The sequence below is a fragment of the Comamonas sediminis genome (genome assembly GCF_041107495.1).
Taxonomy (GTDB): Bacteria; Pseudomonadota; Gammaproteobacteria; order Burkholderiales; family Burkholderiaceae_C; genus Comamonas; species Comamonas sediminis.
Genome location: NZ_JBGBDC010000007.1, coordinates 1 through 22,785 on the forward strand (window position 1 = coordinate 1; position 22,785 = coordinate 22,785).

Sequence of the window (22,785 nt, forward strand, 5' to 3'; positions counted from 1 at the left end):
CTCAGGTCGGTGTTGCTCTCCTGGTACTCGCCATTGATCCAGTTGATGCGGGGCTCGCCGGCTTTGGCGACTGGGGTGAAGCCCAGCTCGGTGTTGGGGACGAAGGCGCCGATGCCGGAGATGCCTTGGGCGGAGGCCCAAAATGCGCTGGACAGTAGGTAGGCAAACAGACTTCCTCGTATCCACGGACGAGAAGCCGAGGTGATGGGCGGCTTGGCCGGTGGCTTTGTTCTTGGGCAGCAGTGCATGGCGCTAGGCATGTGTAGATCCCTCCCAACTTTGTTTTTGGTTTTGCATTCATAAGGCGCCATCGCTGGAATCGCTTGCGACTTAAAAACTATCAATTAATCAAATTTGATAGTTTTTACATTTGATGCAGCAATGCTTACGCACAACTGACATGTCAGTGGAAATGCAACACAGAACAAATTGAAAAGGGAAGCGCTCGCGCCGAATCTGCTGCTTCTCTAGGCAGTAGCCCGTTAGGTGGTCATCCCGATGGAGCAGGTGAAGGTAAAGGTGAACTGCCTTGCGCACACCCCCCAGCCTTTCGCAATCCCACCCCCGCCATAGCCACACCCCAACCAGGGATTGCCACCCCGCCCTAGCCACAGGAATGGTTCTCATTTAAGATAAAAGATATATCTTAGAAACGGATTGAACACACCATGCCCTTGCAACTGAGCCTTCCCACGTCCCCTTCTCCCGAGCTGCTGGCTGCGCGTGCGCCTGAGCGGGCGCGCCATGAGATCAAGCTGCGCCGTACCACCGTTGCATCGGTGGAGCAGCTGACGCCACATATGCTGCGCATCCGTTTGCAGGGTGCCGACCTGGCGGGATTTACCAGTCTGGGCTTTGATGACCATGTGAAGCTGCTGTTTCCGGATGCCAATGGCGAGCTGCAGCTGCCGCCGCCCGGCAGCGATGGCCTGCCGCCCGCGATGCGCGAGGCGATGCGGGACTACACGCCCCACTCTTACGATGCCCAGGCGCAGACCTTGGCGATTGACTTTGCGGTGCATGAGGCCGGCCCTGCCACGGCCTGGGCGCTGCAGGCGGCCGCGGGGCATGCACTGGGTATTGCGGGGCCGCGTGGCTCCTTTATCGTGCCCACGGCGTTTGATGGCCACCTGCTGATTGGTGATGATGCGGCGCTGCCAGCGATCACGCGCCGCCTGCGCGAGCTGCCTGCCGGCACCCAGGCGGTGGTGGTCGTGGAGGTGAATGACGCGGCCGACGAGCAAGCGCTGGACAGCGCTGCCGATCTGCAGGTGCACTGGGTGCACCGCCAGGGCCAGCCGGCCGGCGATGCGCAGCGGCTGCTAGCGGCTTTGCACCAGATCGATGCGCCAGCCGGCGATTACTACAACTGGGTGGCGCTGGAATCGGCGGCCGCCAAAGCGCTGCGTGCGGCGCTGATTGCCGAGCATGGCGCCCACCCCAAATGGACCAAGGCAGCGGCCTACTGGAAGCGCGGCAGCGCCGGTGTGCATGAAGTCATTGAAGAGTGACCGCACACATCCGTCATCAAGGATAGGAGCGTAGATAGTCCAGCAGCTGGACGATGCGCGCCTTGGTGACGCGGTTGCGGTACTCGCTGCGTGACAGCGCGGAGGTGCTGCCGAAGTCCTTGGCGTTCCAGGTGCCGTCGATAAAGGCGGCCTCGGTGGTCATGAAGGCCAGCCAGTTACGCTGCGAGGCGCGCAGCTTTTGCGCGCCGTTGGCGCCGACCTTGGCCATCAGCTCACGGTAGGTCTGGTTCAGCTCCACATCGAGCTGCTTGGCATAGGCGCTGCTCGCGCGCAGCATGTCTGCCGTCGTGTTCTGGTTGCCGATGGCGGCCTCCAGCGGTTGTATGCGCTGCTCAAAGGCAGCCATGCGGTCGGGGGCATCGGGGTTGTCCACGGCCATCGCGGCGGTCGATGCCAACATGGCAGCGCCCAGGCATGCGGCGCGCATCCATTGCCAGCGGGTCTGGCGGCGGTGGTTGAAGACCATGGTTTACTCCTTAAAACTGCTTAAAAACTGGGCAATGGGATCAGTTGATCTCGCTGGCCGCAATCCCTGCATTGCCGGACTGCGGGGCCGCCGCGCCAGACGGCGTCGCCCGGCGCCAGACCATGCCGCCATCGGCCGTGGGCACCGGTTGGCCCACGCTGCCGGATGACACCGGCGAGACGACCACGCCGCGCTCGATCGGCGGTGGGTTGCCCGACGGCTGGCTCTGGGGTGCGCTGGCGCTACCCGGGAAGGCCGGTGCCGCCGTTGCCGGGTTGGATGGCACGGGGTTGGACGATGGGCCAGGCACCACGACACCGGGTTGCGGCTGGCCCGCATCGGCCGGGCGCTGCGCGGGCATTTGCGGCTGCTGCGCTGGCGGTGGGTTGTTCTGGAAGACGGGGTAGTCGCCCTCACCACTCGGGCCGCGCGGGCCCGCGCCGCTCTGGCCTATCGGCCGCGCTTCGGGGTCGTCGATCACAGGCGCATCCCCGGGGTTGCCGCGATCGGGCAGCGGCTGCATTGCAGGCGGTTGCTCAAACGGATCGACCGCTGGCTTGTTGTCGCCAAAGCCCAGCATCCAGCTGCGCAGGCGCCGCACAAAGGTGTTGTTCTCGGCCGGCATCTCAAAGCGGGCCTGTGCCTGCACCAGCTTGGCGCGCTGCGATGCGGCAGCCACCTCGGCGACGACCGGCAGCGCACTGTGTGCGCCCTGGCCCCAGTAGTCGTTCAGCTGCACGCGGCTGTCGTTGAAGCCGACCCAGGCGCCGCCCACCCAGTCGGGGTGCGCCAGCATGAACCAGCCGTCGGCATTGTCCTGCGTGGTGCCGGTCTTGCCGATCCAGTCGCCGCTGACGCCATAGCGCGCCACCCCCCGGCCGGTGCCCTTGGTGATGACGCCACGCATCATGTCGATCAAGCCATAGGTGACGCCGCTGTCCAGCGCCAGCTCGGTGGCGGGTGGCTCAAACTCGGCCAGTACCTTGCCGTCGCGGTCGCTGATGCGGGCGACCATGACCGGCGCGCGGTAGCCGCCGCCATTGGCCAGGGTGGAATAGGCGGTCACCATCTCCTGCAAGGTGACCGGGCTGGTCCCCAGCGCCAGCGACATCACATCTTCAAGCTTGCTGTCGCGCACGCCCAGCGCCCGCGCCAGCTTGGCCACCTTGGCGGGGCCGACCTTGGCCATTACCTGGGCGGTGATGGTGTTCTTGGAGTAGGCCAGGCCATCGGCCAGGGTCATCGGCTGGTCGGATGGCGGGCCACCATCGGTGGGGCGCCAGAACTGACCGCCGCCCAGCGGAATGCGCACAGCCTCGTCCATCAGCTGGTCGCTGGGCAAGGCGCCGTCCAGCAGTGCGGCGCCATAGACAAAGGGCTTGAAGGTGGAGCCGGGCTGGCGGCGCGCTTGCGAGACATGGTCAAACGGGTCGATGGCAAAGTCGCGGCTGCCCACCCAGGCCAGCACATGGGCACTGCGCGGGTCCATCGCCATAAAGCCCACCTGCACGCGCACCTTGTCCTGGCGCAGGTTGGCCATGAAGTCGGCATCGGCCAGCAGGCGCTGCAGCGCTTCGTCCTTGTCCTGGCCATCGGCCACCGCCTGGCGGTAGACGGCGCTTTCGCGCACAAAGCTTTGCACCAGCGGGTTCTTGGCGGTCCATTGGTTGCGGTTGCTCCACAGGCCATTGGCCGTCACCTGCAACTGCCGGCCCTGGCGCGCTACGGCCTGGTTGGCCCATTGCTGCACGCGCGAGTCGATGGTGGTCTGCACCACCAGGCCATCGGCGTAGATGTTGTAGTCGTTGGCATCGGCCCATTCGATCAGCCATTTGCGCAGCGCCTGTGCAAAATGCGGCGCCATGCCCACGGCCTCGTCCTGGCGCTCAAAATCCAGCTTGATGCCGCGTTTTTTGAGGGTCTCAAAATCCTGGTCGCTGAGCTTGCCGTGCTTGTTCATCTGCGCCAGCACGGTGTTGCGGCGCTGCTGTGCCCGCTCGGGGTTTTGCACGGGGTTGTAGTAGCTGGTGCCCTTGAGCATGCCGACCAGGGTGGCGGCTTCGAGCACGCTCAGCTTCTGGGCGGGCTTGTCAAAGTAGGTGCGTGCGGCCATCTCGATGCCAAAGGCGTTGTAGAGAAAGGGCACGGTGTTGAGGTAGGTCTCCAGGATCTCGTCCTTGGTGTAGGCCGATTCGATCTTGTAGGCCGTCACGGCCTCCTTGAGCTTGCGGTTGAGCGAGCGGGCGCGGCCGATTTCCTCGGGGAACATATTGCGCGCCAACTGCTGGGTGATGGTGGAGCCGCCCTGTGGCCGGCCCATGGCCGTGTGCAGCACCGAGCCAAAGGTGCGGCGCCAATCGAGCGCGCCATGCTCATAAAAGCGGTGGTCTTCGGTCGCGATCAGCGCGTTGATGACATTGGGCGAGATGTCCTTGAGGGCTACCCATTCGCGGTTGGAGCGCTTGTACTGCGCAAGCACCTTGCCGTCTGCCGACAGCAGCTGGGTGGGCGCCTCGACCTTGTTTTTCTGGATATCGCCGATCGACGGCGTCAGCGGAATCAGCAGCAGCACATAGAGCAGCAGCAGCACCGGCAAGGCCGCCACCGCCAGCAGCCATTGCTTTTTGCTGCGCGCGGCCAGCCACTGGCGCAGGCGCCGCGCCAGCACGGGCAGGGCGCTCGCTGCGCGGCGCACGGTCGTTGTCAAAGCGGAAATAAGGGGTATCGCCATGGAAAGAGTCTGCAAAACCTGGGCCGGCATCGCGCTGCGCGCAGCGCTGCTGAGGCCAATCCGCCATTGTCGGGCAGGCGGGGTTTCCCCGCCTGCCGGCTGTGCAAAGCAGACTGCAAACCATGTAACAAATGTGGGCTGCTGCCAACGTCAGACGCGGCGCCTACAGCGGAATTTCAGCGGTTTTGGCTGATTTAATCATCAGATTAACGGCGGATAACGCCTGGCAGCCCGCGTCCCCCAATGCTTTGTGCCTGGAGCGTTGCCGCAGACCGGTATCACTCCATGAACCAGCCGTGGCTGACGATCAGGGACTGCCCTGTCAGCGCATTGGTGGGAAAGGCCGCAAAGAACAGCGCGACGCGCGCCACATCGTCCACGGTGGTGAACTCGCCATCGACGGTGTCCTTGAGCATCACGTTCTTGATCACATCGGCTTCGCTGATACCCAGCTCCTTGGCCTGCTCGGGGATCTGCTTGTCCACCAGGGGCGTGCGCACATAGCCCGGGCAGATCACATTGGCGCGCACGCCTTGTGGTCCCCCCTCCTTGGCGACCACTTTGGCAAGGCCTTCGAGCCCATGCTTGGCCGTCACATAAGGGGCCTTGAGCTTGGAGGCCTCTTTGGAGTGCACCGAGCCGGTGTAGATGATGCTGCCGCCACGGCCTTGCGCATACATGTGCTTGATGCAGGCGCGGGTGGTGAGGAAGGCGCCATCGAGCTGGATGGCCAGCATTTTTTGCCACTCCTGCAGGCTGAATTCCTGCACCGGCTTGACGATCTGGATGCCGGCATTGCTCACCAGGATATCGATGCCGCCATAGGCCTTCACCGCGGCTTCGACCGAGGCGTCCACCTGGTCTTCCTGCGTCACATCGACCGCCAGCCCCAGGGCGGTACCGCCCTTGCCTGCAATATCCTTGGCCGCCGCCTCGACAGCTTCCTGCTTCAGATCGGCGATCACCACCTTGGCGCCCTGCTGCGCATACAGATCGGCGATGGCCTTGCCAATGCCACTGGCGGCGCCCGTCACATAGGCCACCTTGCCTGCGAGTTGCTGAACCATTTCTTCTTCCTTTCGACCGCAAAAGCGGTCACAAATCCCAAGTCTCGCGCTGCACTGCAGCATGCATCCGTAGGAGAGCAAGCCGTTTGCATGACAAGCGCCAAACCCTTGGCGCGGCCCCTGCCATCCGGCCCCGCGATGGAGCGCAGCGGCGGCAAGCCCTACACTTGCGGTTTTGCCAGACTCTTCGAACAAGACCATGAACATCACTAAAGACTGCGCCGTCACCATCCAATACAAGGTGACCGATGCGCAAGGCAAGCCGCTGGACAGCGGCAACCTCGCCTACCTGCATGGCGGCTATGAAAACATCTTCCCCAAGGTGGAAGCCGCTTTTGAAGGCCAGGCCGTGGGTTTCAGCACCAGCGTGGATCTGGCGGTGGAAGATGCCTTTGGCGAACGTGACGAGAGCCTGGTGCGCGTCATCCCCAAGAGCGAGTTCCCACCGGGCGTGAAGGTGGGCGGCCAGCTGCGCGGCGCCAATGACCGTGGCGAGCCCCAGGCCTTCTACGTCAAGAAGATCAAGGGCCCGGAAGTGCACCTGGATGGCAACCACCCGCTGGCCGGCCTGGCGCTGCGCTTTAGCGGCAAGGTGGTCGATGTGCGCGCGGCCAGCGAAGAAGAAATTGCCCACCGCCATGTGCATGGCGCGCACGGCCACCACCATTGATACCCGGTGCAGCAGGGCGCTTTAGAGCCCGCTGCGCCTGGCATTGTTGATCATCCCAGCGGCTCACGCAGATGCCTTGCGTGCCAGCCGCTTTTTCATTCATGAAAGCCACCCATGACCGCCCCCCTGATCGAGCCCCGCACCGCCCGACTGCAGCTGCGCCAATGGCAGCCGCAAGATAGGGAAGCCTTTGCCGCGATGACGGCCGACCCCGAGGTGATGCGCTACTTTCCCGCGCCGCTGACCCGGCCGCAAAGCGATGCGATGGCGGACCGCTGCGAGGCGCTGATGGCAGAGCGCGGTTGGGGCGTCTGGGCGGTGGAACGGCTGGAAGACCAGCAATTCATTGGCATCGTTGGCCTGCATGTGCCGCAGGCCGACCTGCCTTTTTCCCCCTGCGTCGAAATCATGTGGCGCCTTGCGCGCCATGCCTGGCACCAAGGCTTGGCCACCGAGGCGGCGCAAGCAGCACTGGCCGTGGGCTTTGGCCCCTTGCAGCTGGCTGAAATCGTGGCCTTCACCACCACCAGCAACCTGCCATCGCAGGCGCTGATGCAGCGCCTGGGCATGGAGCGCGACCAGGCGGGAGACTTTGAACACCCTGCCCTGCCCGAAGGCCACCCGTTGCGCACCCATGTGCTGTATCGCCTGCCCGCTTCAACATTTGCAGCAAGCTAAAACGCGCAGCGCCCTGCAGCCAGGGCCGTCTGCTGGGGACGGTCCGCCGCGTTTCAAGCCCATCGCTGCCCCGCCCGGCCGTCCGAACGCCTCCCCTTGGGGCTGTAGGACGCTTGATCTTTCTCAGGGCTTTTACGCATATTGACCATGTCGCGGTCTGAGCTGCAGTTTTGCGCGTTAGGATGTATCTAACTCAATGCCGCAAGGCGATGGCCTTCGCGGCATCCGGTTGTCAAAGCTGGGCCGCCCGCCCAGCAAGTTCGAGAAAGGAGCACATCCATGCAAGTTCAAGTGCACGCTGGTGACAATGTTCAAGGCGGAGAATCTCTCTCCCAATGGGCACAGACCGAGGTACAAAACAAGCTTTCGCGCTTTCGCGAATATGTGACCCGCGTGGAGGTTTACCTCACCGATGTGGACGCGCTGAAAAACGGCGGCAAGGGCAAGCGCTGCGTCATGGAGACACGGGCCAACGGGCGCCAACCCCTGGCGGTCAACGCCGAGGCCGAGAAGGTTGCCGAGGCCTTCAATGCGGCGCTGGAAAAGCTGCACCGCGCGCTGGATACCGACGTCGCCAAGATGCGCGACAAGAGCAACCGCGAAACCATCCGCACCGCCACCGACGAAGACGCCGATGCCTGAGGGCTGAAACGGGCCTGAAAAGGCCCTTCTCCTGAACAAAGCACCGCCTGGCGGTGCTTTTTTGCGTCTGGGCTGATGCGTTTTGCTGGTCATGCGCCTGGAGCTTGGAGGTTTGCTCCCGGCCCGCTGTGGCGCTCTGCAGCGCGGCCCGCATACAAGATCCCTTTGCACGAACGAGCGCTGCAGCGATGGTTTTTGGGTGACGGGCCGGCCGCACCCGCACCCCGCGCCCGCATTTATCGCGCACCCGCACCCAGACACCTGGGGGCGGAAAGCGCATCGCTTTGCAGCGTGTCTATCTGCCGCTCACCAGCGCCTAGAGCGGAAGGAAGTGGGTCAGGAGTAGCTGCTGGCTACCCTGGCGTCCGCCTCACAGCATGTTCGCGGCATCTTCGTGGCCTCTCTTCCCACCCTGCTCAGCTGCGCCATCACCTCCCCAGGCGCAAACAGCCCTGGGTACGCATCTACCAACGCTCGATAGCGGTCATTCGAATTGACTGAATGCACCGTGCCGGTGGTGTCTTGAGACGCTGAAAAACCGGTGGATATCTTCATGTGTTCAATGGATAGATCTATGCACAAGTTATACACATGTGACAAAAATCCATGGCTCTTGTTGCTCTCATAAAAGATATTCACAGGCTCATACCACTTTTTGAAAGCACGTGCTTTGCCGCAAAAAGTACGTAAAATATCTATTTTTGGCACATTGCTTCGCAACATACGGCTATTTCCTATATCTCACGCCGAATGTGTGTCCAACAGTCATCGGCACCAGGTACAAACAATACACAACTTTTTCCACAGTTTTTGACTTGTTTTGCTGATTTTTTAGGCAATCTTCTTAAAGCAATTTATCCATATCCGATTGTGGATAAAGCCACAGGCAGCTAGTTTCTAACCAAAAATTCCCTCTTTTCTGTGCATAACTCATCTAAAACCAGATCGATTTATCCACAGGATACATCGGGGACATGCCAGCAAGTCAATTTGTGGATAAGTGAAATCAGAACAGGTGTCTGTCGTTTTAACGCATAAGTGCTTTACTTATCTACAAATTTGGGCCATCGTATAGCGGGATGCCGGTCAGAGAGATGTGTATAACTCTTCCTCTTCCATTTTCACAGTGTGGAATTTATCACGATGTGAAAGATTATTCACAAGCGTGTTCAGGATAACTTGTTGACAAATTGCACCATGTCACGGTCCATTTTGCATAAAAAAACAGCATTTATCGATTCATCTGTTGATAGCATTGGGATAGCAGATATGAAGTGAATGGCTTTTGATTTCAGTTTATTTGAATCATTCAAATTGAAATTTTGGATTTGACGCGGGGAGGCTGGGGGGCGGTGCCGTCTGGTTTGAAGAGGGCTCGACCGCGTTCTTGATGCCGTATGCCGCGCACAGGCCACGTGGCAAAAAAAATCAGCCGAGTTGCATCGGCTGATGAGTGCCGGCGCACGGGGGTCCGCCCTGCGGTGTTGGCCGTAATGCGGAGGGCGTTCCAAACATGCAGGTGCGATCCAAAAAATGGACTTTGGAGCTCGGGAATTGGTATGCGCCGTCCCATCGCGCAGGGGCTCAACGGCTACTTCCAGCGTTTACAGCCAAGCCTGTAGCGCCAGCGGCTTGGTCTGATCGTCTGGAGTGACGGAAGGGAAGCAGAAAAGACCAGCACGGCACGTGATGGACATCGACGGCGCCCGGCGAGCGGCGCACCACAGAAGTCATGGGGATTAAGGCGCCAAGCCGAGCCTAGCTGCGGCTCCATGGATGCGAGATGTCCACAGGCGGCACGCTCCCCTCCGTCAGCGGCGCCGAGTCATGGATATCCACTCGCAGCCGTGACCGCACAGAAGGCGCGGAGACCCGCGTTCTGCACATGCCGATTTTTTTCACCCAAAAGGCGCATTGCTGCCCACAAGACAGCGCAAGAGGCTTGGGTGCACACACCATCCATCTCGGCGAAATGACAGCAATCCATTGTTTTTCCTGGTTATTTTCAGATTCACAGCCTTACCCACAGGCGATGTCATCGGAACTGCAGACCCAGGGCCCCAAAAGAACTGTGGATAACTTTTGGGATAAAGCAACAACAACCCATTAGTTATTCACAGACATGCCCCTGTCCAGAAACTTGCTCCCCTCTCATGCACCGGCAATAAGGCCTGGTGCACACAGACCGATGGCGTGATAGAGGACTGATTTATCGTTAAAAAAAACTTATCCACAGATTTCTCAGCTACATCGTTCAGCGCCAAAAACCTCCAATGCTGCCCTGGACGTTGTGGGTAATTTTTAGCACTCACGCATTCATACGCACAGCAGACGGCAGTAGGCACGCCATCTGTGGGGACAGCAGAACATATGTGGATAAGTTATTATTTATCAACCACTTGTCGAAATTTTGACGCGGCAGAATGTGTGTGGATAATGCATGCGCCCAAACCAACTTATCCACAGAAATAACCCATACCCTCTACTTATCCACTTTGCAGTGACAAGCGTAGACGGGTACCATCAACATGGTTGGGAAAATTTCAAGCTTTTGAAAATTTTTGCTTTATTGCACTTATCCACAGAAGTGGGGGCCCTTCTACTACTACCTACTATTCTTTTAAAGAAAATAAAAGAAAAACCAAAGGCAAGCTCGGCAAGGTTTCATATCTTGAAATTTTTCAGACTGTGAAAATTCAGACAGCCAGGGGGTAAGAGACGTCGCGCTGAGCGCTTCCAAAAAGTGCCTCAGGCTTCCCGCCACATCCTGAACGCAGAGGGAAGAAGGGCTTCGCCATTCCGTGGCTTCGTCAGCGAGATCCTGTCGCTCTATTCGAGAGTTCCTGCCCGGGAGATGCACTGTGCGCAAATGCACAGCCCAACATAGGTGTTAGCTATACTTTTGGATGCGTGTCGCTAACGGTGATGCCGCTTAGCAGGGAATGGAAGAGTGTTGTTGACCGGGTATCGCGCATGGCGTCGTGCTGCGGGTAGCAGGGGATTCGCTGGTCGGCGGCGCAAATCTCCATCGGTTACCGGGCTCGGCTCCAAGAAAGCCGTCTACCGCGCACACGGAGCCTGTGGGCGCCTGGGAGGTGGGTGGGTAGGGCAAGGGGTTGGTAAAGCGTCCAGCGCACCTCCTGCGGGCCCTGCTGCCGTTCAAACGCACTTGCTGGCGAACATCCATCGGCTATGGGCGGCCGCCCTGTAGCACAGGCCACTGCGCTATTTCTTTGATACTGTATGTTTATACAGTTATTGACTGGGTACTTGCTCTGGCCGTGTTGAACTGGCCGCTACGGCATACAGGCTCTCCAGGCTGCCCCGGCAGCTCCACTCTACGTTAGACGCCTCCCTGATCACCATCCCCTGCGCCAGGCAAAAAAATACCGCCAGAAGGCGGTAGCAAGGGGAAGAGGGGGATTGAGGGGATCAGAAGTGCCTTGCGTAGCGCAGTTGCACAAAGTTCTCGCCCGGGTTGGGGCGCTTGATCGACGCGTTGGAGAGATGCTCCAGGCGCACGGACCATTCGTTTTCGCGGCGCATGCCGGTGAAGTAGCCCACGCCGATATGGGTACCGAAATTGAACGCGGTCGAAAAGCGCTTTTCACGGCTTTCGTACAGCTTGCTGGAGACGTAGCCGCCCAGACCGGCTTCGACGAACCAGGGGTACTGGCTCTTGCTGTGGAAGCGCAAGGTGGGCACCAGACCGACGACCGCAATGGTGCGGCTGCCTTCGCGTTCCATGCGGTCCGAGTTCCAGGCCGACAGGCTCATGTCCCAATGGGCGGTGACGGGATGGCCCCACCAGAAGGTCTTCCAGTCCATCGGGATGGTCGAGCCAATAGTGAGCGCACGTGCGTCACGCTCGGCAACACCGGCTTGTAGGTACAAGGTGGCGGTGTTGCGCTTATCGGCGAATTGCGCATGGGCAGAAGCACTCCAGACAGTCAGCGCGCACAAGCCGACAGCGGAGAGGAGAGGGCGGTATTGCATCAAATAATGTTACACCTGGTCAACTCTTGCTTCTGTCAGCAAAAGCAGGTTGTTGTCTGTATGCAACCGCTGACGAGACCACCAGCAAAAAAAGCGCAGCTGATGACAGCTGCGCAAGAGGGGATGGAGAGCGATCCGAGGGGGGAGGGGGTGTCCGCCTTATTTACTGTCGATAGGTGGAACAGTCTGTTTCGCATTTGGGCCTTGATGGCGCTGGCCATGGGGCCCCTTGCCCTCCGGCCCGTGCCCACGGCGTTCATGCATCTTCAAGGTCTCCGCATCAAAGGTCTTTTGCTGCTCAGGCGTCAGCGTCGCATAGAAAGCCTTGGTCGCCTGGTTGCGTTGGTCCATGGCCGCCTGGTGCTTGGCATGCATGGCCTGCATTGCGTCAATGCGCTCTGGGGTGGTCAACTTGGCCAGATCAGCACGCTCAGGGCGCTCACCCGGGGCCGGGCGCTGGGGCTTGATGGCCGCCACATAGCTGGTCCAGGCTGCTTCCTGGCTGGCATTGAGCTTGAGCGAGGCCTTGAGGGCCTGCATGCGCTGGGCCATGCGGGCCTCGCGCGCTTCAGGACCATGGCCCTTTTTGGCGGGGGCGGGGGCGCTTTGCACGGTAGGGGCTGCTGCTGGCGTGCTGGGGGTCTGGGCAAAGCTGGAAACTGACAGGCTGGCCAGCATGGCGGTCACGATGGCGCTGCGTTGCAAGAGAGACATGGTATTTCCTTTCCGGGTTGTGATGTCTGATGCGATGTATGCAGTGTCCGCCTGCCATGTAAGAGCCCCGTCACCGCCCGGTATGGCTGTGTAAAGAATTACCAATTTTGGTTGTTCGGCTTCGTGGAAATGCGCTGCTGGCAGCCGGTCAACCCATCCAAACCCCGGCTTTTTTGCCCGGTTCATCGCTCTGGGGCAGGCCCGATTCGCGGCACAATGGACAGCAGATCAGTGCGGCACACCAGGGCCGCTTGTGTTTTTTAAAGGGCTGCCCAGCAGGTTGGCAGCCTTCCAGAACAAAGGAATGGCATGTTCAAGAACATGATTTTTTACCGCATCTCCGAAGCCTGGCAGCCGGATTTGGTGGCGCTGGATACCGCCTTGGCCAAGCAGCAGTTTGAGCAGTGCGGTGCCACCCAGGAAAAGTCCACCGGCTGGGTGCCCCCGCGCGGCGAAGAGCACGGGGCCATGGTCGAATCGGTGGGCGGCCACTGGATCTTGCGGCTGATGAGCGAGAGCAAGATGCTGCCCGCGAGCGTGCTCAACCGCAAGCTCGATGAGAAGCTCGCCCATATCGAAGCCCAGGAAGGCCGCAAGCCCGGTAAGAAGGAAAAGCAGGAGCTCAAGGACGAGTGCAAGCTGGATCTGCTGCCGATGGCCTTCACCAAGCAAGGCGGGCTGTGGATCTGGATCGATCCGCAGGCGCGGCTTTTGGTGCTGGACACCAGCAGCCAGGGCCGGGCTGACGAGGTGATCACGATGCTGGTGGAGGCCTCGCCCGGTTTTGCCGTGGCGCTGATCGATACCCAGAACAGCCCCCAGGGCGCGATGTCCGCCTGGCTGCACAGCTACGATGCGCCGGCAGGTTTCAGCATCGACCAGGAGTGCGAGCTCAAGAGCGCCGACGAATCCAAGGCCGTGGTGCGCTATGCCCGCCACCCGCTGGGCATCGACGAGATCCGCGAGCATATCGACCAGGGCAAGCTGCCCACCAAGCTGGCGCTGACCTGGGACGACCGGGTCAGCTTCGTGCTGACCGAGGGCCTGCAGCTCAAGAAAGTGGCCTTGCTCGATGTGGTAATGGAAGGCGCCAGTGAGGATGGCGGCTTCGACGCCGACGTAGCCATTGCCACTGGTGAGTTCAGCCAGCTGATTCCGGATCTGATCCAGGCGCTGGGCGGTGAAGGCCGCACCGAGCTGGGCCAGTTGCCTGACCGGGGCAATAAACCCGCTGCAGCGGCCCTGGAAGGGGCTGCAGCGCCCGTCAAACCGATCAGCCTGGGTGCGGGCGTGGGCAAGCCTTTCGATGCGTCTGGCAAGCCTGGAGGCATGCAGACCGGTCCCAAATCGGCGCCGGTGGACCAGGATCCGGATTCCAGCCCCTTTTGACGGCTACCCCACAGAAACAGCAACGCGCTCCCAAGAGCGCGTTTTTTATGGCTGAGGCGGTTGTCTGTCCATGCGTTCAATGCTTGCAGCAGCTGGCCGCATCTGGCGCCGCCGCAGGGTCTGACAGACTGTCGAGAATAGGGCAGTCCGGACGCTGGTCGCCATGGCAGCTGTGCACCAGCGTCTGCAACGAGCGCTCCAGCGCTTTCATCGCGGCAATGCGCTCGCGCAAGGTCTCGATATGCTTTTGTGCAATCTCCTTGACCGAACTGCTGGCGCGCTGCTTGTCGTGCCACAGGTTGAGCAGGTTCTCGATCTCCTCCATCGAGAAGCCCAGATCGCGGCTGCGGCGGATGAAGGAGAGGGTGTGCACATCCGACTCGGTATACAGGCGGTAGCCGCTGTCGGTACGGTTCACAGGTGGCAGCAGGTTCAGCGACTCGTAGTGGCGGGCCATGCGTGCAGAAATACCCGCCAGCTGGGCCGCTTTGCTGATGGACACCGGCCAGGCGATGGACCGCTCAGCCGCAGGCTTGCGTGATGGGCGGGCCATGCTTACAGGACCTGGTAGCCTTCGGCCGCGATGGCCGCTGCGATCTTGTCTGCCGGCTGGCTGGAGTCAACGACGACCTTGCCCTGGGCGCGGTCAATCGCTACCTTGGCCTGGGCGTCGAGCTGCTGCACAGCCTGGGTGACGGCGCGCTCGCAGTGGCCGCAGGTCATGCCTTGGACTTGGAAGGTGTTTTGCATGGGGTTTCCTTTCAGTGGTTGATGGCCTGATCTTGAAAGCTGACACGGTGTGAAGGTCAAGAGCAGGGTCTTTACGCGATGCACCCGTACAAGGATCGGGACATCGGCACCGCATCACCATCGCATCGGCCCGGATGTGTTTCACGTGAAACAGCATCCCCTGGCCGGCAGAGCGATTACTGCTTTTCTTCTGCAATGGCCTGTTGTACCGCAGGCCGGGCGCCCACGCGTTGCATGAAGCTGGCCAGGTTTTGCAGGCCGCTGGTGTCGACACCGACAAACTTGCTCCAGCCGCACACGGTGAACAGGTAGGCATCGGCCACGGTGAAGTCCGTGCCCATCAGGAACTCCTTGTCTTCCAGCTGCGAATCCACCCAGGTCAGACGCTTGAGCACATGCACGCGGGACATGTCCTTGACGGCGTCGGGCAGGTTGGGGTTGAACAGCGGGGAAAAGCCCTTGTGGATCTCGGTGCCGATGAAGCCCAGCCATTCCTGCAGCTGGTAGCGCTCAAAGGTGCCGTTGGCAGGTGCCAGCTTGGAGGCTGGCGCCTGGTCGGCGATGTACTGCACGATGGCCGGGCCTTCGCGCAGGCGCTGGCCATTGTCCAGTTCCAGCACCGGTACATAGCCCAGCGGGTTGATGGTGTAGAAGTCGGTGCCGTCCTTGAGCTGGTGGGTCTTGGTGCTGGCCATCTCCAGGGTGAAGGGCAGGCCGGCTTCCAGCAGGGCAATATGGGGCGACAGCGAACAGGCGCCAGGAGAGAAATACAGCTTCATCGACAAATCTCCAGTAAAGGTTAAAGCCGAACCATGCTATCGCTTTTGACAAGGCTCTGCAGCAGCGGTGGATGCGGCGCAATAACACGGCTGCCGGCGTGTAAACACCCCAGTCATTAAAATAGCGGGCAAAACCGACTATTTGCCATTTCGGCAGAAGGGCTGACTGACTGCGAGGCGCATGCCTTGCGAGCCCTGGAATGAGGCCCCATGAGCCAAACCCCCTATACCTACCCGCAAGAATTCGATGTCATCGTTGTCGGTGGCGGCCATGCCGGCACCGAGGCAGCGCTGGCCGCTGCCCGCATGGGCAGCAAGACGCTGCTGCTGACCCACAATATTGAAACCCTGGGCCAGATGAGCTGCAACCCCAGCATTGGCGGCATCGGCAAAGGCCATCTCGTCAAGGAAGTGGACGCGCTCGGCGGCGCGATGGCGCTGGCCACCGACAAGGGCGGCATCCAGTTCCGCATTCTCAACAGCTCCAAGGGCCCGGCCGTGCGCGCCACCCGTGCCCAGGCCGACCGCATCCTGTACAAGGCGGCGATCCGCGAGATGCTGGAGAACCAGCCCAACCTCTGGCTGTTCCAGCAAGCGGTGGATGACCTGATGGTGGAGGGCGACCGCGTGGTCGGCGCCGTGACCCAGGTAGGGATCCGCTTTCGCAGCCGCACCGTGGTGCTGACGGCTGGCACCTTCCTGGATGGCAAGATCCACGTGGGCCTGAACCACTATGCCGCTGGCCGTGCCGGCGATCCGCCAGCGGTCAGCCTGTCGGCGCGGCTGAAGGAGCTAAAGCTGCCCCAGGGGCGCCTCAAGACCGGCACCCCGCCGCGCATCGATGGCCGCTCGATCGACTTCAGCCAGTGTGAAACCCAGCCTGGCGATGGCATGCCCGGTGGCGTGAACGAGGGCCAGTTGCCGGTGTTCAGCTTCATGGGCGATGCGGCGATGCACCCGGCGCAGATGCCTTGCTATATCACCCACACCAATGCGCGCACGCACGAGATCATCCGCAGTGGCTTTGACCGCAGCCCGATGTTCACCGGCAAGATCGAAGGGGTAGGGCCGCGCTACTGCCCCAGTGTGGAAGACAAGATCAACCGCTTTGCCGACAAGGAAAGCCACCAGATCTTTTTGGAGCCTGAAGGCCTGACCACCCACGAGTACTACCCCAATGGCATCTCGACCAGCCTGCCGTTCGATGTGCAGTACGAGTTGGTGCGCAGCATGAAGGGCCTGGAGAATGCCCACATCCTGCGCCCGGGCTATGCGATCGAGTACGACTACTTCGACCCGCGCTCGTTGAAGAACAGCTTTGAGACCAAGCAGATCCAGGGTCTGTTCTTTGCCGGCCAGATCAATGGCACGACCGGCTATGAAGAGGCGGCAGCCCAAGGCCTGTTCGCCGGCCTGAACGCCGCACTGCAATGCCGGGGCGAAGGCCCCTGGACGCCGCGCCGCGATGAAGCCTACCTGGGTGTATTGGTTGACGACCTGATCACCAAGGGGGTGACCGAGCCCTACCGCATGTTTACCAGCCGTGCGGAGTTCCGCCTGCAGCTGCGTGAAGACAATGCCGACATGCGCCTGACGGAAGAGGGCCGCAAGATGGGCCTGGTCGACGATGCGCGCTGGGATGCGTTCAGCCGCAAGCGCGACGCTGTTTCACGTGAAACAGAACGCCTCAAGGCCACCTGGGTGAACCCACGCATCGTGACTGCCCAAGAGGCCGAACGTGTGTTGGGCAAGGCGATGGAGCGGGAGTACAACCTGTTCGACCTGCTGCGCCGCCCTGGTGTGGACTACGCGACGTTGATGAGCCTGAACGAAGGCGCTTATCAGACCAGCGACGTTTCACGTGAAACACTGGGTGGGTTGAGCGAGTCTGTGGTGGAGCAAGTGGAGATCGGCGCCAAGTACTCGGGCTATATCGACCGCCAGAAGGATGAAGTGGAGCGTGCAGCCCATTATGAAAAGCTGCGCCTGCCCGCCGAGCTGGACTACATGCAGGTGACCGCACTGTCTTTCGAGGTGCGCCAGAAGCTGCAGACCCACCGCCCTGAAACCCTGGGCCAGGCATCGCGTATTTCCGGTGTCACACCCGCGGCCATTTCGCTGCTGATGGTGCACCTGAAAAAAGGCGGCTTCAAAGGCTTCAGCACTGCACAAGAGGTAACGACTGCATGAGCGCTCTGTTGGAAGCCCCCCTGCGTGACGGCATACAGCAACTGGGTCTGTCGCTGGACGACCAGCAGATTGCACAGCTGATGGCGTTTCTGGATCTGCTGCAGAAGTGGAACAAGGTCTACAACCTGACCTCGGTGCGCGACCCGCAAGAGATGCTGACCCACCATCTGCTCGACAGCCTGGCGGCGGTGCCGCCGCTGGTGCGCCATCTGCAGGGCACGGGTCTGCCGGCCCCCAGGCTGCTCGATGTTGGATCGGGTGGTGGTCTGCCTGCCGTGGTATTTGCGATCTGTCTGCCCCAGCTGGATGTGAGCTGCGTCGATACCGTTGGCAAGAAGATCGCCTTCATCCAGCAGGCGGCAGCGGCGCTGCGCCTGCGCAACCTGCACGGCATCCAGTCGCGGGTGGAGCAGCTGAGCCAGCAGTACGACGTGGTCAGCTGCCGCGCCTTTGCCGCGTTGCAGGATTTCACCGCCTGGTCGGCCCAGACCCTGAAGGCCGATGGCATCTGGCTGGCGATGAAGGCCAAGCGCCCCGACGATGAGCTGGCCTTGTTGCCCGCCACGGTACAGCTGCTGAACATCGAGCCGCTGCAGGTGCCCGGTCTCGATGCCGAGCGCTGCATTGTCTGGATGCGCCACCAAGCGTCCTGATGCCAGCGTGTTGCGGCTCAGCTGCGGCGCTGAATCCCATCCCTGCAGAGCCCCGATTTTTCGGGGCTTTTTGTTGACGCTTGGGCCGGTAACAACGCGCATTTTGCTGGCAAGCAAGCGGGGCCGTCGTTTACACTCAAAGTTTCCATTGCAGGGGCGGCACATGTTTGGCATTTCTGACTATGGTGCATTTGTCTTCGCCGTGCTCCTGTTCTTGATGATCCCGGGGCCTGGCAACCTGGCGCTGATCACCTCTACGGGCAAGGGCGGCATCAAGGCTGGCCTGGCGGTCTGTGCCGGCTGCATGGCGGCTGACCAGGTGCTGATGTGGCTGGCGGTAGCCGGCGTCGCAGCGGTGCTCACAGCCTACCCGGCGGCCTTCCACGCGGTGCAATGGCTGGGCGCGGCCTACCTGGGCTGGATTGGCTACAAGCTGCTCACGGCCAAGCCGGGGGACCAGCCGGTCATCCAGATTGCGCCCAGGCATTATTTCAAGCAGGGCTTTGTCATCACCCTGATGAACCCCAAGGCCATCGTTTTCTACATGGCGTTCTTTCCGCTGTTCGTCGATCCGGCGACCCACCGCGGCATCCCCACCTTTGCCGTGATGGCGGCCACGGTGGCCGTGATCAGCCTGGCTTACTGCACGCTAGTGGTGCTGATCACCAAGATGCTGGCCGAGCGCCTGCGTGCCAACCCCGCGCTGGTCAAGTGGATGGAAAAAACAGCGGGCGTGTTTTTGATCGGTTTTGGCCTCAAGCTGGCCCTGACCAAATAAGTTAGTGGACGAAGCGAGTTCTCATGGCAAAAATCTTCTGTATCGCCAACCAAAAAGGCGGCGTTGGCAAGACCACCACGGCAGTCAATCTGGCGGCGGGTCTGGCCCGGATCAAGCAGCGTGTGCTGCTGGTCGATTTGGACCCGCAGGGCAATGCGACCATGGGCTCGGGCATCGACAAGCGCGCGCTGGAAACCTCGGTCTACGACGTGTTGCTCGAATCGAGCACCATCAAGGAAGCAGCTGTCCATTCCGAGCGCTGCGGTTACTGGGTGCTGGGCGCCAACCGCGAGCTGTCCGGCGCCGAGGTGGAGCTGGTCGAGCTGGAGCGCCGTGAAAAGCGCCTCAAGGCCGCGCTGGAGGCGAGCGACGCGGACTTTGACTTCGTGCTCATCGACTGCCCGCCCAGCCTGTCCATGCTCACGTTGAACGGCCTGTGCTCGGCCCATGGCGTGATCGTGCCGATGCAATGCGAGTACTTTGCACTCGAAGGGCTGACCGACCTGGTCAACACCATCAAGCAGGTGCATGCCAACCTGAACCGCGACCTGGAGATCATCGGGCTGCTGCGCGTGATGTTCGACCCGCGCATCACCTTGCAGCAGCAGGTGAGCGACCAGCTGCGCGAGCATTTCGGCGACAAGGTGTTCGACACCGTGATCCCCCGCAATGTGCGCCTGGCCGAAGCGCCCAGCTATGGCCTGCCGGGCGTCGTGTTCGATCCGGCCGCCAAGGGCAGCAAGGCCTTTGTCGAGTTTGCCAAGGAGATGGTCAAGCGCATCAAGCGCATGAAGTGACAGCTTGCCTTGGCCGCTGCCCGACAGACCTCCGGTGCCCGGCATGCGGAGGTCTTTTTCATGGCCGCAGCGATGCCGCTGGCGCCCGCATTGCGTGCGAGAGACATTCGGGCACAATAAGGGTTTGCATTTCTTTGAAACAGCGCAGTACGGTGGCGCTTTTTTGCTATTAAAAAATGAGCATTGAATCCTCGTCCATCAAGCTGCTGCCGGGATGGCAAAACAGCGGGCCAGGCCATTGGCAAACGGTGTGGGAGCAGCAATGGGGCTATGAGCGCGTGCAGCAGCACGACTGGCTGCACCCCAAGCGCGGTGACTGGACGGCACGCCTGCAGGATGTGGTGCTGGATGCGCCGCAGCCCGTGGTGCTGGTCGCCCACAGCCTGGGCTGCATCCTGACGGCCTGGTGGGCCGCCCATTCGCCCCAGGCGGCCAGCAAGGTGCGTGGCGCGCTGCTGGTGGCACCGGGCGATGTGGAGCGCCCCGACCTGGCCGAACACATCCCCGGCTGGTCGCCGATTGCGCTGCAGAAACTGCCCTTTCCCGCCATTCTGGTGGGCAGCCAAAACGATCCCTATTGCAGCGCCGAGCGCGCGCAGTGGCTGGCCAGCAACTGGGGTGCCCGCTGGGTGGACCAGGGTGCCTGCGGCCATATCAATGCCGAGTCCGGCCTGGGCGACTGGCCGCTGGGCCAGGCGCTGCTGGCCGAGCTGATGGCCGAACCAACAAAGGTGAACTGAAAACCATGGCAACCAAAAAACCCAAGGGCCTGGGACGCGGCCTCGAAGCACTGCTGGGCCCCAAGGTCGAAGACACGGCGCCTGCCAGCGACGACAAGGGCCAGCTGCCGCACCAGTTGCTGCTCGATGACATGGTGCCTGGCGTCTACCAGCCGCGCACGCGCATGGATGAGGGCGCGCTGTATGAGCTGGCCGAAAGCATCAAGGCCCAGGGCATCATGCAGCCCATCCTGGTGCGCAAGCTCGCTGCCGGGGACAACGCCGGCAAGTACGAAATCATCGCCGGCGAGCGGCGTTTCCGCGCCGCGCGCATCGCTGGGCTGGCCGAGGTACCGGTGCTGGTGCGCGAGGTGCCCGACGAGGCCGCTGCCGCGATGGCGCTGATAGAGAACATCCAGCGCGAAGACCTCAACCCGCTGGAAGAGGCACAAGGCCTCTCGCGTCTGGTGGGCGAGTTCCAGATGACGCACGAGCAGGCTGCGCAGGCCGTGGGCCGTTCGCGCTCGGCCGCCTCCAACCTGTTGCGTCTGCTGAACCTGGCCGAGCCGGTGCAGACCATGCTGATGGCAGGGGATCTGGACATGGGCCACGCGCGTGCCCTGCTGGCGCTGGACCGCGCTGCACAGATCACCGCTGCCAACCAGATCAATGCGCGCAAACTGAGCGTGCGCGAGGCCGAGAGCCTGGTCAAAAGGGTCAGTGCCGAGTTTTCCGGAGAAACCCCGGTCAAGGCCAAGGCGGCCAAATCCCGCGATTTGAAGCGGGTGGAAGAAGAGCTGTCCGACCTGTTGATGGCGGAGGTAGAGGTACGGGTTAAAAAACGCGTCAAGCGTGCCGGCAAACTCGAAGAGATGGGTGAACTGGTAATCCAGTTTGGTTCTCTGGATGCTCTGAATGGATTGATTGATAAATTACGTGGATAATGCACCGGCCATGTGCTGCACGCCGTTATTTTGGTGACATTCGCTAACAAGTTCGCTTAAGAGTGGATAACGCTCCTAAGTGGGTTCTGGAATCAGGTAATCCGTGTCCGCAGCGCAAAGCAAAAATACGAAATCGAAGCCATCGAGCCTGGAAGCCATTCCGGGCTCGCTTTGAATGCACAACTGATTTACTTGCGGGAGAGCGACATGAAAAAGGCAGCATTGGCGGCACTGGCCGTCTTGGCATTGGCAGGCTGCGAAAGCACCGGTATGAAGCTGGGCGGCGGCACCAACAACATGGTGACCGGTGGCGCTGCAGGGGGCAGCAGCCAGGGTGAAAACAGCCAACTCGAAAAATGCGATTCGCCGGTGGGTACGGTCTCCCTGGTTGAGAACCAGCAAGCCGGTTGGTACACCATTCTGCGCAATGAATACCGCCTGCCACCGACTGCCAACCTGCTGCGCGTGCTGATCCAGCAGTCGAACTGCTTTGTCGTGGTCGAGCGCAGCGCTGCCGGCATGAACGCGATGAACCGCGAGCGCGCGATGATGGACAACGGCGAGATGCGCAAGGGCAGCAATTTCGGCAAGGGCCAGGTGGTCGCATCGGATTACGGTCTGACGCCTGAAGTGACCTTCAGCGAAGACAATGCCGGCGGCTTTGGTGCGGCGCTGGGCGGCATCCTGGGCGGCCGTGGCGGCGGCGCGCTGGCAGGTGTGGCGGCCAGCAGCAAGACCCGCGAGGCCTCGGCCATGCTGACCCTGGTGGACAACCGCTCGGGCGTGCAGGTGTCCTCGTCGACCGGCAATGCCAGCAACACCGACTGGGGTGGCTTTGGCACCTTGTTCGGCGGTGCAGCAGGCGCTGGCATCGGGGGCTACTCCAACACCTCGCAAGGCAAGGTCGTGTCGGCCGCTTTCGTCGATGCCTACAACCAGATGGTGCAGGCGCTGCGCAATTACAGTGCGCAATCCGTCAAGGGCCAGGGCCTGGGCGGTGGCGGCCGCCTCGGTGTGGACGGCGCCGCAGCGCCCAGCCAGACCTCGGCACCGGGCGCCAAGACCAATGTGCGCCTGACCATGAAGCAAGCGCAGCAGCGCCTCAACGAGCTGGGCTACGACGTGGGCACGCCTGATGGTGCCTCCGGCCCCCGCACGCAGAACGCCCTGCGCTCCTTCCAGCAAGACCAGGGCCTGTCGGTGACCGGCCGCCTGGACCAGGCGACGATGCGCCAGCTGTCGGAATAAGCCTTCCGCGCAGACTGCAGCCTCGCCCGGCTATCCGCCCGC

22 protein-coding genes are annotated in these 22,785 nt (G+C 61.5%); 12 read left to right on the forward strand and 10 right to left on the reverse strand.

Annotated elements, in window-relative coordinates; genetic code table 11:
* Window positions 1-260, reverse strand: a 260-nt coding sequence (locus tag AB7A72_RS16075; protein ID WP_369460555.1) for a hypothetical protein, incomplete at its 3' end; no start/stop codon positions are given.
* 408 nt (window positions 261-668) lie between these two features.
* On the opposite strand from AB7A72_RS16075, the gene AB7A72_RS16080 reads away from it, so the two are divergent.
* On the forward strand, window positions 669-1,511 hold the full coding sequence (locus AB7A72_RS16080) for a siderophore-interacting protein (protein ID WP_369460556.1): 843 nt from the start codon (window positions 669-671) through the stop codon (window positions 1,509-1,511).
* Window positions 1,512-1,527: 16 nt separating this feature from the next.
* On the opposite strand, the gene AB7A72_RS16085 is transcribed toward AB7A72_RS16080, so the two are convergent.
* The 3 genes from AB7A72_RS16085 to AB7A72_RS16095 all read right to left on the reverse strand — a co-directional run bounded on the left by AB7A72_RS16085 (window position 1,528) and on the right by AB7A72_RS16095 (window position 5,796).
* On the reverse strand, window positions 1,528-1,998 hold the full coding sequence (locus AB7A72_RS16085) for a lysozyme inhibitor LprI family protein (RefSeq protein ID WP_369460557.1): 471 nt from the start codon (window positions 1,996-1,998) through the stop codon (window positions 1,528-1,530).
* Between the two features lie 40 nt (window positions 1,999-2,038).
* The gene (locus AB7A72_RS16090) at window positions 2,039-4,729 is read right to left on the reverse strand and encodes a penicillin-binding protein 1A (protein ID WP_369460558.1); all 2,691 of its coding nucleotides are present in this window, start codon (window positions 4,727-4,729) and stop codon (window positions 2,039-2,041) included.
* 278 nt (window positions 4,730-5,007) lie between these two features.
* On the reverse strand, window positions 5,008-5,796 hold the full coding sequence (locus AB7A72_RS16095; protein ID WP_369460559.1) for a 3-hydroxybutyrate dehydrogenase: 789 nt from the start codon (window positions 5,794-5,796) through the stop codon (window positions 5,008-5,010).
* A 199-nt stretch (window positions 5,797-5,995) separates the two neighbouring features.
* On the opposite strand from AB7A72_RS16095, the gene AB7A72_RS16100 reads away from it, so the two are divergent.
* From AB7A72_RS16100 to AB7A72_RS16110, 3 genes are all read left to right on the forward strand, one after another.
* Entirely contained in the window at window positions 5,996-6,466 is a 471-nt protein-coding gene (locus AB7A72_RS16100) for an FKBP-type peptidyl-prolyl cis-trans isomerase (protein ID WP_239810051.1), read from the forward strand.
* A 114-nt stretch (window positions 6,467-6,580) separates the two neighbouring features.
* Window positions 6,581-7,144: a GNAT family N-acetyltransferase gene (locus AB7A72_RS16105; RefSeq protein ID WP_239810052.1), complete on the forward strand. Its 564-nt coding sequence runs from the start codon at window positions 6,581-6,583 to the stop codon at window positions 7,142-7,144.
* Window positions 7,145-7,423: 279 nt separating this feature from the next.
* Window positions 7,424-7,786, forward strand: a complete 363-nt coding sequence (locus AB7A72_RS16110; RefSeq protein ID WP_369460560.1) for an HPF/RaiA family ribosome-associated protein — start codon at window positions 7,424-7,426, stop codon at window positions 7,784-7,786.
* Between the two features lie 336 nt (window positions 7,787-8,122).
* Here the strand turns inward: AB7A72_RS16110 and AB7A72_RS16115 are convergent, their stop codons facing one another.
* The 3 genes from AB7A72_RS16115 to AB7A72_RS16125 form a co-directional block, all read right to left on the reverse strand.
* Window positions 8,123-8,509 (reverse strand): hypothetical protein, encoded by a 387-nt coding sequence (locus tag AB7A72_RS16115; protein WP_369460561.1) that lies wholly within the window; start codon window positions 8,507-8,509, stop codon window positions 8,123-8,125.
* 2,709 nt (window positions 8,510-11,218) lie between these two features.
* Complete coding sequence (locus AB7A72_RS16120; RefSeq protein ID WP_239810054.1) at window positions 11,219-11,782, reverse strand: acyloxyacyl hydrolase; 564 nt, start codon at window positions 11,780-11,782, stop codon at window positions 11,219-11,221.
* 159 nt (window positions 11,783-11,941) lie between these two features.
* Complete coding sequence (locus AB7A72_RS16125) at window positions 11,942-12,496, reverse strand: Spy/CpxP family protein refolding chaperone (protein ID WP_312414544.1); 555 nt, start codon at window positions 12,494-12,496, stop codon at window positions 11,942-11,944.
* A gap of 309 nt (window positions 12,497-12,805) precedes the next feature.
* Between AB7A72_RS16125 and AB7A72_RS16130 the strand changes: the two genes are divergently transcribed.
* Window positions 12,806-13,885, forward strand: a complete 1,080-nt coding sequence (locus tag AB7A72_RS16130) for a recombination-associated protein RdgC (RefSeq protein ID WP_239810056.1) — start codon at window positions 12,806-12,808, stop codon at window positions 13,883-13,885.
* Window positions 13,886-13,961: 76 nt separating this feature from the next.
* On the opposite strand, the gene cueR is transcribed toward AB7A72_RS16130, so the two are convergent.
* From cueR to gstA, 3 genes are all read right to left on the reverse strand, one after another.
* Entirely contained in the window at window positions 13,962-14,438 is a 477-nt protein-coding gene (gene cueR, locus AB7A72_RS16135) for a Cu(I)-responsive transcriptional regulator (RefSeq protein WP_369460562.1), read from the reverse strand.
* A 2-nt stretch (window positions 14,439-14,440) separates the two neighbouring features.
* Window positions 14,441-14,635, reverse strand: coding sequence for a heavy-metal-associated domain-containing protein (locus AB7A72_RS16140; protein ID WP_239810058.1), 195 nt, complete (start codon window positions 14,633-14,635; stop codon window positions 14,441-14,443).
* 176 nt (window positions 14,636-14,811) lie between these two features.
* Entirely contained in the window at window positions 14,812-15,414 is a 603-nt protein-coding gene (gene gstA / locus AB7A72_RS16145; RefSeq protein ID WP_369460563.1) for a glutathione transferase GstA, read from the reverse strand.
* A 210-nt stretch (window positions 15,415-15,624) separates the two neighbouring features.
* Here gstA and mnmG point away from each other — a divergent pair, with 210 nt between their 5' ends.
* The 7 genes from mnmG (at window position 15,625) to AB7A72_RS16180 (ending at window position 22,743) form a co-directional block, all read left to right on the forward strand.
* Complete coding sequence (gene mnmG, locus AB7A72_RS16150) at window positions 15,625-17,604, forward strand: tRNA uridine-5-carboxymethylaminomethyl(34) synthesis enzyme MnmG (RefSeq protein ID WP_312414533.1); 1,980 nt, start codon at window positions 15,625-15,627, stop codon at window positions 17,602-17,604.
* Window positions 17,601-18,257 (forward strand): 16S rRNA (guanine(527)-N(7))-methyltransferase RsmG, encoded by a 657-nt coding sequence (gene rsmG, locus AB7A72_RS16155; RefSeq protein WP_312453212.1) that lies wholly within the window; start codon window positions 17,601-17,603, stop codon window positions 18,255-18,257. The genes mnmG and rsmG overlap by 4 nt, the downstream gene beginning before the upstream one ends.
* 163 nt (window positions 18,258-18,420) lie before the next feature.
* The gene (locus AB7A72_RS16160; RefSeq protein ID WP_312834841.1) at window positions 18,421-19,035 is read left to right on the forward strand and encodes a LysE family translocator; all 615 of its coding nucleotides are present in this window, start codon (window positions 18,421-18,423) and stop codon (window positions 19,033-19,035) included.
* Between the two features lie 23 nt (window positions 19,036-19,058).
* Window positions 19,059-19,832, forward strand: a complete 774-nt coding sequence (locus tag AB7A72_RS16165) for a ParA family protein (protein ID WP_230774034.1) — start codon at window positions 19,059-19,061, stop codon at window positions 19,830-19,832.
* Between the two features lie 176 nt (window positions 19,833-20,008).
* The gene (locus AB7A72_RS16170; RefSeq protein WP_373449284.1) at window positions 20,009-20,572 is read left to right on the forward strand and encodes an RBBP9/YdeN family alpha/beta hydrolase; all 564 of its coding nucleotides are present in this window, start codon (window positions 20,009-20,011) and stop codon (window positions 20,570-20,572) included.
* Window positions 20,573-20,577: 5 nt separating this feature from the next.
* The gene (locus tag AB7A72_RS16175) at window positions 20,578-21,495 is read left to right on the forward strand and encodes a ParB/RepB/Spo0J family partition protein (RefSeq protein WP_239810063.1); all 918 of its coding nucleotides are present in this window, start codon (window positions 20,578-20,580) and stop codon (window positions 21,493-21,495) included.
* Window positions 21,496-21,702: 207 nt separating this feature from the next.
* Window positions 21,703-22,743 (forward strand): peptidoglycan-binding protein, encoded by a 1,041-nt coding sequence (locus AB7A72_RS16180; RefSeq protein ID WP_230774031.1) that lies wholly within the window; start codon window positions 21,703-21,705, stop codon window positions 22,741-22,743.
* Window positions 22,744-22,785: the final 42 nt, after the last annotated feature.